This is a genomic window from Schaalia sp. JY-X169, from assembly GCF_014069575.1.
In the GTDB taxonomy this organism is placed as follows: Bacteria; Actinomycetota; Actinomycetes; order Actinomycetales; family Actinomycetaceae; genus Scrofimicrobium.
This window is the reverse complement of sequence record NZ_CP059675.1, coordinates 2,162,576-2,177,085: the sequence shown is the minus strand read 5'-3', so window position 1 is coordinate 2,177,085 and position 14,510 is coordinate 2,162,576. Positions and strand designations below refer to the sequence as shown.

The 14,510-nt window shown below is 59.0% G+C and carries 12 protein-coding genes; 4 read left to right on the top strand and 8 right to left on the bottom strand.

The window, feature by feature from the left end; all coding sequences use genetic code 11:
* Positions 1-3 precede the first annotated feature (3 nt).
* Both H2O65_RS09390 and H2O65_RS09385 read left to right on the top strand, forming a co-directional pair.
* Positions 4-936: an ABC transporter ATP-binding protein gene (locus H2O65_RS09390; protein ID WP_182141444.1), complete on the top strand. Its 933-nt coding sequence runs from the start codon at positions 4-6 to the stop codon at positions 934-936.
* Positions 933-1,619 carry a hypothetical protein gene (locus H2O65_RS09385; RefSeq protein WP_182141443.1) on the top strand — a complete coding sequence of 229 codons (687 nt, stop codon included), beginning with the start codon at positions 933-935 and terminating at the stop codon, positions 1,617-1,619. Before H2O65_RS09390 ends, H2O65_RS09385 begins: the two co-directional genes overlap by 4 nt.
* On the opposite strand, the gene H2O65_RS09380 is transcribed toward H2O65_RS09385, so the two are convergent.
* Genes H2O65_RS09380 through H2O65_RS09370 form a run of 3 tightly spaced genes read right to left on the bottom strand, consistent with a single transcriptional unit; the run spans position 1,616 to position 5,060 of the window.
* Positions 1,616-1,942 carry an MscL family protein gene (locus tag H2O65_RS09380; protein ID WP_259349514.1) on the bottom strand — a complete coding sequence of 109 codons (327 nt, stop codon included), beginning with the start codon at positions 1,940-1,942 and terminating at the stop codon, positions 1,616-1,618. The genes H2O65_RS09385 and H2O65_RS09380 overlap by 4 nt on opposite strands.
* Positions 1,905-2,348, bottom strand: coding sequence for a Dps family protein (locus H2O65_RS09375; RefSeq protein WP_182141442.1), 444 nt, complete (start codon positions 2,346-2,348; stop codon positions 1,905-1,907). Before H2O65_RS09375 ends, H2O65_RS09380 begins: the two co-directional genes overlap by 38 nt.
* Before the next feature lie 33 nt (positions 2,349-2,381).
* Positions 2,382-5,060 (bottom strand): YhgE/Pip domain-containing protein, encoded by a 2,679-nt coding sequence (locus H2O65_RS09370; protein ID WP_182141441.1) that lies wholly within the window; start codon positions 5,058-5,060, stop codon positions 2,382-2,384.
* Between the two features lie 262 nt (positions 5,061-5,322).
* Between H2O65_RS09370 and H2O65_RS09365 the strand changes: the two genes are divergently transcribed.
* A complete protein-coding gene (locus H2O65_RS09365) occupies positions 5,323-5,661 on the top strand; it encodes a LuxR family transcriptional regulator (protein ID WP_182141440.1) in 339 nt (112 codons plus the stop codon).
* A 24-nt stretch (positions 5,662-5,685) separates the two neighbouring features.
* Here the strand turns inward: H2O65_RS09365 and H2O65_RS09360 are convergent, their stop codons facing one another.
* The gene (locus H2O65_RS09360; RefSeq protein WP_182141439.1) at positions 5,686-6,513 is read right to left on the bottom strand and encodes a histidine phosphatase family protein; all 828 of its coding nucleotides are present in this window, start codon (positions 6,511-6,513) and stop codon (positions 5,686-5,688) included.
* Positions 6,514-6,624: 111 nt separating this feature from the next.
* Here H2O65_RS09360 and H2O65_RS09355 point away from each other — a divergent pair, with 111 nt between their 5' ends.
* Positions 6,625-10,002: a hypothetical protein gene (locus H2O65_RS09355; RefSeq protein ID WP_220458744.1), complete on the top strand. Its 3,378-nt coding sequence runs from the start codon at positions 6,625-6,627 to the stop codon at positions 10,000-10,002.
* Between the two features lie 346 nt (positions 10,003-10,348).
* On the opposite strand, the gene pstB is transcribed toward H2O65_RS09355, so the two are convergent.
* From pstB to H2O65_RS09335, 4 genes are all read right to left on the bottom strand, one after another.
* The gene (gene pstB, locus H2O65_RS09350) at positions 10,349-11,128 is read right to left on the bottom strand and encodes a phosphate ABC transporter ATP-binding protein PstB (protein WP_182141438.1); all 780 of its coding nucleotides are present in this window, start codon (positions 11,126-11,128) and stop codon (positions 10,349-10,351) included.
* 2 nt (positions 11,129-11,130) lie between these two features.
* Positions 11,131-12,183 carry a phosphate ABC transporter permease PstA gene (gene pstA, locus H2O65_RS09345; protein WP_182141437.1) on the bottom strand — a complete coding sequence of 351 codons (1,053 nt, stop codon included), beginning with the start codon at positions 12,181-12,183 and terminating at the stop codon, positions 11,131-11,133.
* A complete protein-coding gene (pstC, locus tag H2O65_RS09340; RefSeq protein ID WP_182141436.1) occupies positions 12,180-13,172 on the bottom strand; it encodes a phosphate ABC transporter permease subunit PstC in 993 nt (330 codons plus the stop codon). Before pstC ends, pstA begins: the two co-directional genes overlap by 4 nt.
* Before the next feature lie 87 nt (positions 13,173-13,259).
* On the bottom strand, positions 13,260-14,390 hold the full coding sequence (locus tag H2O65_RS09335) for a phosphate ABC transporter substrate-binding protein PstS (RefSeq protein ID WP_182141435.1): 1,131 nt from the start codon (positions 14,388-14,390) through the stop codon (positions 13,260-13,262).
* Positions 14,391-14,510 lie beyond the last annotated feature (120 nt).

Genomic DNA, 14,510 nt, shown 5'->3' with positions numbered 1-14,510 from the left:
CCAATGACCGAAGTTGTGGCGCGTGCCCGCAATCTAACGAAAAAGTACAGAGATAATGTCGCACTTGACGACATCTCCTTCACCCTCGAAGCCAAACGCATCTACGGTTTGCTGGGGCGAAATGGCGCTGGTAAGACCACCGTCATGTCGATCCTCACAGCGCAGAACTTCCCAACTGATGGTGTCGTCGAAGTGTTTGGGCAGCCCCCATTTGAGAACTCCAGAGTCCTCAGTCGACTGTGCTTCATTCGCGAATCCCAGAAATACCCGGAAGATTTCACCCCCAAGCACGCCTTCAAGGCGGCCGCCATGTTCTTTGAAAACTGGGATCAGGGGCTCTGCGAGACACTCATCCAAGACTTTGAACTGCCCATGACCCGCACCATCAAGAAGCTATCCCGTGGACAACTGTCCGCAGTTGGGGTCATTATCGGACTGGCATCCCGGGCCGAACTGACGTTTTTCGACGAGCCCTACCTGGGGCTAGACGCAGTAGCCCGACAGATTTTCTACGATCGTCTGTTGCAGGACTATGCCGAGCATCCGCGCACCATTGTCCTTTCCTCACACCTGATCGACGAGGTCGCCAACCTGCTTGAGCACGTCATCGTCCTCGACCATGGGCGAATCATCATGAACGACAACACGGAATCGATCCGCGGCAGCGCTTATACCGCCGTTGGGCCCGGGGTTGCGGTTCGCGAGTTTGTTGGGAGCAAGCCGGTCCTCTATTCGGAGTCCATCGGGTCTTTTGCCCAGATGACTGTTTCTGAGCCGCTTAGTGAAGAAGACGCGCAGAAGGCAGCGCTGCTGGGGGTTGAGATTGTGCCGGTTTCCTTACAGCAACTGATAGTCCGCAAGACGCTGGGCAACCGTTCCGCTGAGTTCAGCGGCAATGGCTCCGCCAAGGCAAGCAAGAGGGGAGAAACAGCATGAACTACATCAGTAAGGTAATGCGACTGCAACTGGTAAACCGGTGGACATTCATCGGTGTCCCCCTCATGGTCCTTGGGGGGTCGCTTCTGATCGTCATCCTCCTCGGCCTCGTCGTCCCAAACGACGGTGTGATGATTACCGGAGCCGCTCAGGCGCCACTGTGGTACTTCATCGTGGTTGGGGTTCAGGCCCTGTCACTGACGTTCCCATTTTCTCAGGCCATGTCCGTGACCAGGCGTGACTACTTCTTGGGGACCTTGGCGACCTTCATTCTGTTCTCACTAGCGTTTGGAGTGGTCTTCCTCGTCCTAGCACTCATTGAACAGGCAACCAGTGGATGGGGCGTTGATACTCTGGTCTTCGCGATCCCCTGGCTTCTCAACACAGGTTGGCTTGCAATGATTCTGTCGGTTGCAGCACTTGCCCTTGTCATGTTCCTGATCGGTTTGTGGATGGCAACCATCTACAAGCGCTGGGGCACGGTGGTCATTGTTGCCATCTCCCTGGGCCTCGGCCTAGTCCTGGTCGGCGTCATTGCGTTGATTACCTATTTTCAGTGGTGGCCGGCAGTGCTCACCTGGGTCGTGGGTCAAACACCGATGAGTGTGGCGGGCTGGCTGCTGATCCTCATCGTTGCACTTTCCTCAGGGTCATTCCTTACGCTGCGGAAAGTGACAACCTAGTTGCTGGTCTTCAGTGAATCGCGGATCTCAGTCAGCAGGAGGACCTCTGGCGAAACTTCAGTGTCATCTTCGGTCTTTTCGAGGTCGAGCATCGCGTCCTTCCTCTTGTTCATCGCGTTGATTGGCACGACGACGAAGAAGTAGAGGGCAGCCGCCACGATCAAGAAGTTCAGTAAGGCCGTAAGGAAAACTCCTGGGCGAACGACAGCAGGGTCGCCCAGGAGTTTAATCTGAAACTCAAATTTGATTCGTAAGACCGTCGTGATTAGAGACTGGAACTGTAACCTAAACCGCCGAACGCAAGAACCAGGCCTGCAAATCAAGTGCCGCAGAGGTAGAGATCAGAAGATCACCAGAGACCGGGTCCTCTTCGTCAACAGGCTCAATGAACCCCTTGATATTGTCAGAGACCTGCTGAACCTTCTCAGCCATCAACTGGTAGGCCTTATCGGATTCCAACATCCCCTCATCAATCTCACTCAAGATCGTGTCGCGGGCAACTGTAGCGGCGCGGCCATCGGGGAAACCACCAACCTGTCCTAGGCGCTCAGCAACTTCATCGAGGGTGCTGCGTGCAGCAGCCACCACTTCGTCAAGAGCTAAGTGAAGCGACCGGAACGATGCTCCACGAATGTTCCAGTGTGCTTGCTTCGACTGCAGTTCCAAGGCAATCAGATCAACCAGGCTCTGCTGCAGTGCGGAGGTAACCGTTGTGCTTGCTTCCTTCATTTTGTCTTCCCTTTCAATCCGCTCAGGGCGCGTTTACTGCCCCAAGACTTGATCCTCAGTTGGACGTCCGTGGACGTGAACGCCCGCTTCCTCCACTCTACTACCAGCATCCGACACAGTGACCAGTGGGTTGACTTCCAACGTTGGATTTGCCCCGCGTTGGCGCGTAGCGCGGTCGTCCGTTGTAGATTTTGGACCGAGGGTTCCCAAAGTAGAGTTCTGGCTGGCTGTAACACCAAACGCGGCAAGCCGGGCCTGTGCGAACGCAAGCAATTCTCTCTTGATGTCGCGACGTCCCGCAAGCGTTGCGACTCCGACCTCGTCCTCGGCCGGGTAGTTGTCCGGCAGCAGTGCGGCGTCATAGGGGAGCGGATGGTTCCTAGTGCGCAGGTACGCCGCAAGCAGAACCAGAGCTGCGCAGATCACCAGCCAAGCCAAGAGAATCGCGACGGTCGAACCCATAATTCCCGGAACACCTCCACCTGCAATCGCGGAGCGGAAAGCAAGCTGGGTGTATGTCATTGGAAGGAATGGATGCACCCAGTTGAAGAACGCTGGCATCGTCTCTATCGGGAACGTCGCACCCATGGAGGCAATCTGTATCAGCAAGAGGACGATTGACACGAATCTTCCTCGGTAGCCCAGTGTCGCGACGCAAGCCTGGTTAACCGCGACAAACGTCAAAGAGGCGAGAATGCCGATGCCGAGCATGGCCCCCACATTGACGGCGTGCAGCTCAACCAGCCAGTTGGTCCCCAGCACTGCAGCTGTAGCCTGAACTACAGCCAGAATGGATGCCGTTGCTGCAGGACGTGCCGCCGCCATCCACCAGGTTTCACCCGGGCCGGGACGGCGGTCGAGGGCGGGAAGGACCAGGAAGATTGCGATTCCACCAATCCACAATGCCAGTGAAATGAACATCGGAGAGAATCCCGCACCGGTGTTGTTGACTTCGCGTTCTCTGACGGGGTCGATTTGGACCAGGTGTGAAGAGGTTTCAGCAATCTGTGTTGCTTCTGTTTGCGAGTAGTCGGGGATCTGCTCTTGGCCCGCTACCAGCCCTTCCTCAAGTTGCGCGCTTCCCGCTGCAAGTGCAGACGACCCGCTTGCGGCCGAGGATGCGCCCGCGGACAGAGAGTTCAGGCCGGTCGACAGGTCGGTGGCTCCGGCCGCGAGGGCTCCTGCGCCCGAGTTGAGTGCATCAACGCCGGAAACCAACGTGGGAACCTTCTCCTGAAGAGTGCCCACACCTGCCTCAAGGGCCTTGCTTCCCGAGGCGAGCTCGTTGGCGCCACCGCGCAGGGTCGCGGAGGTCCCCGATAGCGTCCCGAGCCCGTCGTCTATGGAGTTAACGCCGCCCAGGATAGTCTGGCTGGCCGCGGTGTCCGAGGTCGTTCCAACCGAAGCCTGGAGTGCAGTTAGGCCCTGGTTGACCTGAGCGGATGCTGCTGCGATTTGATCCATGCCCGTCTGGGCAGCCGCAACTCCGGCAATGGCTTCATCGGCCTTTCCTGCAACCTGATCAACCTTGTCGACGATTTGACCTTTGCCCGACGCCATCTGCGCCACAAGTCGGCATAGAGGATCGGTCTCACCGTGTAGTGCCACGCACTGTTGATAGACCGCATCGATACTATTGGACACGCCTGTCACCAAGTCGCGAATCTCTCCCGGGAGCGGCGCAAGCTGCGCGACAGGTTCGCTGATCTGCTTGAAGCTCTCATCCAACTGGGAACTCCCAGCGGCAAGTTGTGCCGAGCCTGTCTGGAGAGAGGAAATCCCTGCTTGCAAGGACGGTGTCTGAGCGCGCAGGGTTGCTGTTCCAGCAGCCACTTGGTCAACCCCCGCGGTGTACTGATTGACCCCGCCGCTAAGGGTGGCTGCACCGCTCGCGAGTGCCGAAGAGCCCGCACCCAATGCCGACACCCCGGTCTGTAGCTCGGGAACCTTGTCTGCCAGGGTGTTCGTCCCGGATGCTAGCTCACCTGCACCAGAGTCCAGTTGCGTTGCCCCGGCGGCGGCCGCGCGGGCGCCCTCGTCCAGTTCGGTCAGACCGTCAGCTAGTACGGTGGATCCATCTGCTAGCGCGGTCGAGCCGTCCACAGCCGTTCCCATGCCGGTGCGGATTGTCCCCAGCGACTCCAGAAGCGCTTCCGCATATATGGAGGAGGCTTCCGAGCTAACCCTGTCCTGCAGAGTTGCGGCGACGGTTCGAGCCAGGGTTCCGGACAGATAGTTGATTCCGTCGTCGGTGACCAGGTTCAGCCGCGCGGAAACGGTGTCAGCAGCACTGACGGTGCCGATCTGGGACACCTCCTCTGAAAGCCCGGCCGGGATGTAGAGGACGGCGCGCACCGACTGGGACTTCATGGCACGTTCGGCCTGGTCTGCACTCATTTCTTCCCAAGTGAAGCCCGTGTCTTCCCCGTCTTCAGGGTGGACGAGGGCGTCCGTGAGCATCTGACCGACATCAACCACCATGTTTGATCCCGACACGAGATCTGCGTCAAACGGCTGATCCTCATTCACAACAGCGGCCTGAATGTGACCCATCCGCTCCAGGGGATCCTGGTATGCGGAAGAGAGGATCCCCCCGTACATGAGTGGGATAGCAATGATCGCCACAACCACCAAGATATTGGCGAAGACGTTGGCGGTGAACTTTGGTTTGCCTACTACATTCGGCATCTCTGAGAGAGATTTCCTTGCCATGGTAGTGCTCCTCCGGGGTGTCAAGCCCCAAATACTTCAATCAATCGATGAGATTTTATTCCGGCTTGACTGTTTGTTCCAGGGTGGGTAATCGCCGTCACGGTACTGTGTCACAGTGATTTCTGAGCCGATTGAGGGGGTGCGCCAGAGCCCCGCCGGGACCTCCAAAAACAGGTGATCAAAACCTCAGAAATCTAGGCAGAGTGGCGGTTTTTTCTGTTCCTCAGACCACAAGGGTGCCGGTGTGGACTAGGCTGAAAATATGATCTCACTCACAGAACTGGGCGCCCTCGAACTGGAAAACGCCCGCGCCTCCAAGAGTGGCCGCTCCGGGAACACCATCTACGGGGGTCACGAACGTCACCTGCGTCAGACAGTGATTGCTCTCAAGGCCGGATGTGGCCTGGCAGACCACGAGAGCCCGGGTGAAGCTACGCTGCAAGTCCTGCGGGGAAACGTCCTCCTGACAAACGCTGAGACGGGAACCTCTGAGAACCTCTCCGAGGGCGACTTCGCCCTCATTCCGCCCGCTGTGCACGGAGTTGAAGCCCACGAGGATTCGGTCCTACTACTTACCGTCTCGCTACACCCGCACAGTTAGGCCGGGCGGGCGTAACGCGTCGGTCTACCAGTCCTCAGCGCTGACATTCGTGCGCACCAGGGCAAATCCTGGATTGGGAGAGTAGCGCAGGTGACAGACCGCAGCATTCGCAATGGGTTCCCCCGCATACTGCACGGGATCCATCAGGGACAGAAGCGTGCGGATGAAGGCGCCGTGTGACACGACCGCGAGGGAGGGGTTCGGTCGCGGCAGTGCCGGGTCTTCCCCGCCACCGGACCCGGACACGCGCTGCTGTGCCAAGGCTTCAGCTTCAAGACGGATGCGCAGAAGAGATTGCTCGGCTCGCTCAAGAAACTGCTCCCAGGTGTTGGCTCCGCCGCTTGCATCTGCTCGCGCCAACGCGGTCATCACTGCTGGTTCATCAAAACCCTCTGCCGCGGCATGCCTCATGTGAGTCCAAAAATTCGCTCCCACTTCTCCAGCCGAGGTTGGTTGGATGCCCAGCTGGTCAAAGATCGCGTGCCACATTGCCTCCAGGGTTGCGCCCTCGTACGCCCCGAAGTTCCATTCGCGAAGCTCTGGAACCAGGTCGATCTCAGGTTCACCGACTTCACCGGCAACCAACCGGGCAGTGTGCAGCGCGCGACCGAGGTCGGACGAGAGCATCCTGTCGATCGGCAAGACTTCCGCTGCATTTCCCCCTCGCCGCGCCAGAGCACGCCCCGTGGCACGAGCTTGCTCCATGCCCACTTCCGTGAGCGGCGTTTCCATCCACCCGGACATTTGCAGTGCAATGTTGGCTTCGGTTTGTCCATGCCGAATGAGGAAGATGTCGACTGGAGGGGTTCGACTTGGTTTCTGGTCGTCTGCGGGTAGGTGGGGTGTAGGCATACAGCCACCATACCGACCGGCGTGATCCGTTTCGTGAGCGCATAGTGAACAACGGGCCAACCAACCCGAGTAGTTCAGGCGCCGATCGGCTTTGGGGCTTAAGCTTGTGGCATGGAGAACAATTTGGATATCGCTGCAGTAAACCTCCGCCTGAGCCTACTTGGGCTTCCAACCCCGACGGATTCGCACGCAACCGACGAAGCGCAGTTGGTCAAACCAATCATTGCGCGACAACGTGAGTTGGACCGGCGCCTCTCGCACCGCCTCTCAGCCGTGGATGGGAGAATCCAGGCGTTCTTAGACTCCTACCTCGACGGTACCGGGGTGTCCCCACAACTGCCGCGGGTCACCTTCGTCCTCGACCAACCGGGCCTAGCGCGAACCCTGTCGTTGCCGATCGAAGGTGACGTTTTCAAATCCGATCTTCTCACGTCGTACCGCACTCTTAACGGAGTCCTCCATAACCCCGCCAATGACCGCCGCACCACCAAGGGCGTCTTCCACATTGCGGATGGGGGACTGCCGGTCCAAGACGACAAGATCGAGGTTCCCCGGGCTGTATTTGGCCGACTGATGGAACACGCCTTTCTCCCGCCTGAGGAAGCAAAGGTTCTTCCCTATACAACCGATTCGGAAGACCCGGTGGGAGCATGGGTTTCCCTTCTGCTGCGCCCCATCGTCGTTCCTGAGGTACCTGGTTTTAGTGGCGAAAGGACAATGGAAGTTCGCTTTATTGCCCCCGGCTCGCTGGTTGCCAACCTGGACTTTGTTGAGGGCATCTTCGGCAATGGTGGCGATCCCTACGTCCCCGAGTTTGACGCCTCCCTCGACCCAGACACCTGGACCGGCACCACGGGCCTGGTCGTCCTCGCCCCCCACCTCACCAAACTCACCAAGAAGGAACTGGGTCTGCCACGGTGGGAGGACGCTACGGAACGTCAACGCCGCGACGGGCAGTGCTGGAAAGATTCCGACGAACTCTACAACGGTGGTAGCGCATTCAAGGTGTGCGCTCGGGATGAACGCGGCGTCATCACCACGGTGATTGCTGACAACTACTTCGGGTACTGCAAGAAGGAAGTCAAGGCACAGATCTCTTACTCCGCGAACCTGTTTGGTGAGGTGGAAGAAGAGCACGCTGGTGGCGCTCGCGTCTACCCGCGCTACAACCTGGGTCCGAACTACACCGACAAAGAGTCCGACCCGTCCTACACGTTGGCCGAGGTCGTATGGCGCGACCCCCAGCGTTTTGTTGCGCAGCCCGAAGGTTACGTGCTGGACATGGAGGACGAGAGGAACGTCCTCGTCCCCGCCGGCGCCACGTACAGCCTATGGACGAACACGATTACTTGGGAGCAGGACGGGAAGAAGCGTTGCATCCCGCTGCGCTACGGCAAGATTTACGTTGCCCCGGACGGGTATCAGATCCACTTGGCCCAACTTGAGAATGACCAATCGCAGTGGACACTGATTGGTTCATCTTCGAGGTCGACGACCTGCCACAAGCCAGCAACCGTCTCAGGTGGCGGCAAGTCAGAAATCTCCAAGGCGATTTCCGATGCGGTCATCAACGGTGATTCGTATGCCCCCGACTTCGACAAAGATATGGCGAAGGTTGCCGAAATCCTCAAGATGGACTTCACCGATCGTTTCATCGATGAGGCGAACATCAGCGACACAAGTCGACCCATCCTCTCTGACCTGCGTTCTGTGGGGTCGGTCGTCAAACTACTGACGCCCAGCCCCGACTACACGGATGAATACAACGAGTGGCTCGCGACAGTCCCGGGTTACATCATGGAGTTGGTGCTGATCGTCAAGCGTTACTACCAGCCTGAATGGGGTGACGATTGGGCATCGCATTTCACTACCGGCATGGTCAATGGCCGCAAGGGCACGCTGGTGCACACCGATCGTGGCAAGGTGCGCGTGTCGATGCTGCGCGTCGGGTATGAGACCGACGGATCATGGCGTCTCTTCGGCTTGCGTTACGATTTCCATCCCGCGGGCAAAGTACAGACCGAGGACGACATCACTGCGAGCATCGTGGTCCCAGGGAAGAACGGCGCTAAGTCGCGGAAGTACGTGAAGAACTGCGAGAACCTGTTGTTCCAACGTCCCGATGAAGCCATCAACCGAGGCTACGATAAGCAGGCAGAGAAGGATATTGCAGGCCCGCATGTCTTCCTTAGCAACTATGAGCCGCTCACCCGTGGGCAGGCGGTCGCGATCGTTGATGACGCGGTGGGATTCAGCCAGTTCACCAAGCCGATGCGGGACATCCTTCTCAGGGCCGCGTATGGTCCGGAAGATCAACCAGCTTACGTGGTGTCATCAGCCCAGCCGCGCATCGTCGATGGGAAGCCTTCTAAGAACCCCCGCTACTTGCAGGTTCGACCCGACCTGGCCCATCCGAAAGCGACGGCAAGTGCGGATCTCGCATCGCGGCTCTTCGCTAAGGTGCCGATGGACGCAGAGTTTGAACTGCCCGTGGATATTGTCGTGGCAGGACGCCGCAACAACCCGGCTGACGAGGGCGTGCCGCCGCTCGCTTCCTACGGGCCGCTGCACTACATGGAGCTCCCGGAGCTGTTCATGGAATTCATTTCCTCGATGACAGGCAAATCGCCCTCGACGACGGGTGCCGGTTCCGAAGGTGCGATGACGAAGGGACCGTTCAATGCGCTTCCCTCAATCATTGACCTAAATGCCGCGCTGCTCTCGTTCGCATTGACGGGCTACGACGGTTGGCTTTCAAGCGCTGGTTACGTGGGACCCAAGGTACGCGTGGATCACGATATTTCGATGTTGATCCCCGAAGTGTTTTCCCGCATGTCGGACGAGGAGCGTTCGGCTAGGAACCTGATTGCCGAGGGCGCCCTCGAACCCGTGCCAAACATTGTGGTTGACGGTCAAGAGGTAGAGGCGAGCCGCTTGGGGTACCGCATGACAAAGCGCTTTGCTACGAAGTACTTCGGCCGCATTTTCCTGCACCCCGACCTGGTCTTCACCCCGGAAATGTTGAGTCCGGAGCTGCAAGGCGAGGACGTTTACGCGGAGTCGGTGGCAACAATCGTTGAGACTCATCGCCGCGTAGCGCAGTCATACATTGATGACGGAACCATCGCATTGGGTGTGCCGCCGATTCGTGCACTGCTTGAGGTGATGGCAAACGGTCAGACTTCCGATGGGTTGACCTTGCAGGATGACGAGTTCCGCAGGCAGTTTGATCGTGAGGCCGTACTGGCCTCAGACTGGTACAGGGAACGGTTGCAGTCTGAGAAGGACCAGCACGTTGCCCTCCTGAAGCGGTCGGCTGCGGCTGTCGAAGACTTCGTGTCCCGCCCGCACGGTGCGACGGAAGACCGTAGAGAGGTCTATGTGGAGCGACTGGAGAGACTGAAAGAGGAGCTCTCGGATCTTGAAGCGCAACCACTTGAGGACTTTGCCGGCACGCTGGGCCGCCAGGTCAGGTGGAATGCAGTCTAGACCCGTGTAGCGCGAGGCCCGCGCCCGCGAGCGTAGGGCTCGGGCCTGGCGCCTGCACTCGCGCCCGGGCCGATTTGCGGGCCGGGTTTCGGCCGGGTTTCGCGTCACGAGAGCTGAGGTTCGCCTCTCCACGGCCGCCTCCCACCAAATGTATACGTGGGGGCGAAATGTGCGTCTCGGGTACCTACCCCAGACGCACATTTCATCCCACCATATACATTTCACGCTGGCTGGGCGCCGGGGCGCGTTTGGGCGCCAGGTTGGGCTGGTGAGGGAGCCGCATTGGCGCCGGGGCGCGTTTGGGCCGGTGGGGCCAAGGCGGGCGCCCGCGTTGAAGAGCGTGAGCCTATCCGAAGCGGCCCGCCACGTAGTCCGCAGTCTGCTTGTTCTTGGGTGCTGAGAAAATCAGCGACGTATCGTCATACTCAACCAGTTTGCCGGGCTTGCCCGCCCCGGCAAGGTTGAAGAAGGCAGTGCGGTCTGAAACGCGTGCCGCCTGCTGCATGTTGTGAGTGACGATGACGATCGTGTAATCGGCTTTAAGCTGCTCAATGAGCTCCTCAATGGCGATCGTAGAGATCGGGTCGAGGGCGGAGCAGGGCTCATCCATTAGGATCACGTCAGGCTCAACGGCGATTGCACGTGCAATACAGAGGCGTTGCTGCTGGCCACCTGAAAGCGACGAACCGGGCTTGTCGAGGCGGTCCTTGACCTCTTCCCACAGGTTCGCGCCGCGAAGCGCCTTCTCAACGATCGCGTCGGCCTCGGCTTTGGGGAGGCGCCCGCCGTTCAGCTTGACTCCCGCCAGCACGTTGTCAGCAATGGACATAGTGGGGAAGGGGTTGGGCCGCTGGAAGACCATTCCCACTTTGCGGCGAACGTCAACCGGATCAACTTTGGAACCGTAGAGGTCTTCGCCATTGATCTTTACGGACCCGTCGACGCGAGCCCCAGGAATCACTTCATGCATGCGGTTCAGCGTCCGCAGGAACGTGGACTTACCGCATCCCGACGGGCCGATGAGGGCGGTGACAGAGCGTGGAGCAATTGTCATCGAAACGCCCTCGACTGCTAGGAAGTCCCCGTAGTAAACATCCAGGTCTTCTGTATCAATCTGCATTGCCATGTTCAGCGGTTTCCTTTCGGTGCGAACTTGGCGGCGATGAGTCGCGCAACCAGGTTCAGTGCCATAACGATCAAGATTAGGGTGAGGGCGCCAGTCCATGCGCGGTCCACGTAGGCTGCCGCGTCAACGCCCTGGGACATGTAAGAGTTGTAGGCGAACACGGGAAGGGTCATCATGGGGCCGTCTGTCAGCGAGTAGTTCATCGACTGCGTTAGGCCAACGGTGACCAGGAGAGGTGCCGTTTCACCGATGACACGCGCGATTGCCAGCATGACGCCCGTGGTGATGCCCGCAATCGAGGTGGGGAGGACAACCTTGGTGATGGTCCTCCACCGCGGGACCCCAAGTGCTAGGGATGCTTCGCGAAGTTCGTTGGGAACCAGTCGCAGCATTTCTTCGCAAGAGCGAACGACGACAGGAATCATCAGGACGGAGAGCGCCACGGCGCCGGCCACACCGTTTTGTGACCCAGGACCAAAGACCAAGAGGAACAAGGAATAGGCGAAGAGGCCGGCGACAATCGATGGGATACCGGTCATGACATCGACGAAGAACGTCACGGCCTTCGCCAGACGTCCTCGGCCGTACTCAACCAGATAGATCGCGGTCATGAGGCCGATTGGTACGGAGATCACCGCTGCCAACCCCGTGATTTCAAGAGTGCCGACGAGGGCGTGAAGCGCGCCTCCGCCCTCGCCAACCACGTTGCGCATCGAGTTGGTGAAGAATGTGACGTCGAACCGGTTGATGCCGCGTGAAATCACGGTGATCATCAGGGACAGAAGCGGGACCATTGCGAGGGCGAAGGAGGCGTAGACCAGGACCGTTGCCACCCTATCCTTCTGGCGGCGCCTCTTGAGATGAACGTCGGACTTATCGACGGCAAATGGTGAGCGAGGGGGCGGAAGAGCAACGCTGCGGTGAGAGTCATGCTCCAACTCGGGCAGGGAGATGATCTCCGCCAAGATCTCTGGCCCGGCGACCTCAAGTGCGCTGGGCTTCTGCTTCTTCGCTTTCGAAGAAGATGCCTTTGGGGAGGCGATATCTTCACTCATGCGTTTGCTCCTGAGAATGCGGCGCGGCGGGAGATAACCCAGCGGGCGCCCATATTGACTACCAGGGTGATTGCGAACAGCACCAAACCGGTTGCAATCAGGGTATTGATCCGAAGACCGAAGGCCTCTGGGAAGTTCAGTGCGATGTTGGCTGCGATCGTGTTGGGGTTCTGCGTGGTGACCAACGCGAATGAGATCAGGGCTGCCGGGGAAAGGACCATGGCAACTGCCATTGTTTCGCCGAGGGCGCGTCCTAGCCCCAGCATCATCGCGGAAATAATGCCGCTGGTGGCGCCTGGAAGCACCGCCATGCGGATCATTTCCCAGCGAGTGGCGCCGAGTGCGAGAGCTGCTTCTTCCTGAAGTTTCGGGGTTTGCAGGAAGACTTCGCGGCACACGGCAGTCATGATCGGAAGGATCATCACGGCAAGAACAAGGGCCACGGTAAGGACGGTACGTCCGGTTCCGGAAGCCGGACCGGTGAAGAGTGGGATCCACCCGAGGTAGGTTGTCAGCCACACATAGACAGGCTGCAGGAAGGGCGCGAGGACCTGAATGCCCCAGAGGCCGAAAACAACCGAAGGGACAGCAGCCAGAAGGTCAACGAGATATCCCAAAGGGGCCGCGATCTTCTTGGGTGCGTAGTGAGAAATGAAGAGCGCAATCCCGATCGCTACCGGGGTAGCCAGCAGAAGGGCGATAGCGGCAACCCAGACGGTTCCAAAGGCGAATGGTGCCACGTACTGCCAAATCGTCTGCGGCTCGTTGACACCAACCTGGTCTCCGGCGACGAAAGCCGGCCATGCTTCGGCCAGAAGGAAGACGGTGACAAAGCCGAGCACAACAAGGATGAGGACGCCAGCGCCAACAGCAAGACCTTTGAAGGACATGTCGGCGAAGCGATTGTTGCGCTTTGGTTCTTTCTTTGTCGTCGCGACATCTCCCGGGGTGGGGGAGCCTGAGGTTGGACGCTGTGCGATGGTGGACATCTGTTCTACCTTTGCGCGCTCGTGGTGATGGCACCCGAATGCGGGGCCGGGCGGAAAGTCCGCACACCCGGCCCCGCAAGGGGTTCGTTACTTGATGGACTCAATGGAGGCCTGGACCAGTTCGCGGGTCGCGGCAGAAAGAGGTGCGGAGCCTGCGCCCTCGGCTGCTGCTTGCTGACCGGCTTCGCTTGCGATGTAGCCTGCGTAAGCCTTGATGAACTCGGTTGTCGCTTCGTCCTTGTTGGTGTCACAGACAAGCAGGTAGGAAACCAGCACTAGCGGGTAGGCGCCCGACTCGGTGGTGGTGCGGTCTAGGTCGATTGCTACGTCACCGTCGTGACGGTTCTCAGCAACAGGAGAGACCTCGACGACCTTGGCAGCTCCTTCGGCTGAGTAAGGAACGAACTCCTCGCCAACCTTCAGAGCGACAGTGGAAAGGCTGGAGACCTTTGAGGCGTCCGCGTAGCCGATGGTTCCTGTTCCCGTGGAGAGGGCCTCAACCACTCCGGAGGTGCCCTGCGCGCCCTCGGCTCCAGCGAAGCTGAAGGGGAACTTATCTTCGGCTTTTGCATCCCAAACATCGCCAGCATTTGCACCCAAGTAGGCTGCGAAGTTCTTTGTTGTACCGGAATCATCTGAGCGGTAGACAACGGTGACTGCCTGATCAGGCAGTGTTGCACCCGGGTTCAGTGAGACGATTGCGTCGTCGCTCCAGTTGGTGATTTCACCTTTGAAGATACGCGCGATGGTGTCTGCGTCAAGGTTGAGGGAGTCATTACCTTCTAGGTTGAAGGCAACTGCGATGGGGGAGATGTAAACGGGGAGGCTGCGAGCCTTTGAATCGGCAGCACAAGCGGCAAAGGTGCCCTCAAGCTCCTCATCAGAGAGGTACGAATCGGAGCCGGCGAATGCAACGGCACCCTCCATGAACTGCTTGCGGCCCGCGCCTGAGCCAACAGGGTTGTAGTTGATTGTGACGTCCGCGTTGTCGGTTTGGAATGCCGCAATCCACGCCGCCTGGGCCGCTTCCTGTGAGGAGGCGCCCGCACCACCATAGGTTCCGGAAATGCTTGAGGACGACTCCGCGGTATCAGTGGATCCGGCGGCCCCTGACTCTGGGGTAGAGGTCGAACCCTCATTTGCTGCGCAACCTGCAAGGGCAAGAGGGAGGGCAGCCGCGAGGGCCGCGATACGTAGAACGTTATTTCGTTTGCTCATGACTTCAGTTTGGCCACGTCGTGTGAACACGCCCTGTAGCAAATGTGAACTCCGCGTGAACACTGGGTGAAGACTTGTTGAAGCCTTGCGTGTGGGCTAGACCACAGGCTATAAGAGTTG

Coding starts and splice junctions, on each gene's coding strand:
- H2O65_RS09390 (WP_182141444.1), top strand. CDS start 4: ATGACCGAAGTTGTGGCGCGTGCCCGCAATCTAACGAAAAAGTACAGA.
- H2O65_RS09385 (WP_182141443.1), top strand. CDS start 933: ATGAACTACATCAGTAAGGTAATGCGACTGCAACTGGTAAACCGGTGG.
- H2O65_RS09375 (WP_182141442.1), bottom strand. CDS start 2,348: ATGAAGGAAGCAAGCACAACGGTTACCTCCGCACTGCAGCAGAGCCTG.
- H2O65_RS09370 (WP_182141441.1), bottom strand. CDS start 5,060: ATGGCAAGGAAATCTCTCTCAGAGATGCCGAATGTAGTAGGCAAACCA.
- H2O65_RS09365 (WP_182141440.1), top strand. CDS start 5,323: ATGATCTCACTCACAGAACTGGGCGCCCTCGAACTGGAAAACGCCCGC.
- H2O65_RS09360 (WP_182141439.1), bottom strand. CDS start 6,513: ATGCCTACACCCCACCTACCCGCAGACGACCAGAAACCAAGTCGAACC.
- H2O65_RS09355 (WP_220458744.1), top strand. CDS start 6,625: ATGGAGAACAATTTGGATATCGCTGCAGTAAACCTCCGCCTGAGCCTA.
- pstB (WP_182141438.1), bottom strand. CDS start 11,128: ATGGCAATGCAGATTGATACAGAAGACCTGGATGTTTACTACGGGGAC.
- pstA (WP_182141437.1), bottom strand. CDS start 12,183: ATGAGTGAAGATATCGCCTCCCCAAAGGCATCTTCTTCGAAAGCGAAG.
- pstC (WP_182141436.1), bottom strand. CDS start 13,172: ATGTCCACCATCGCACAGCGTCCAACCTCAGGCTCCCCCACCCCGGGA.
- H2O65_RS09335 (WP_182141435.1), bottom strand. CDS start 14,390: ATGAGCAAACGAAATAACGTTCTACGTATCGCGGCCCTCGCGGCTGCC.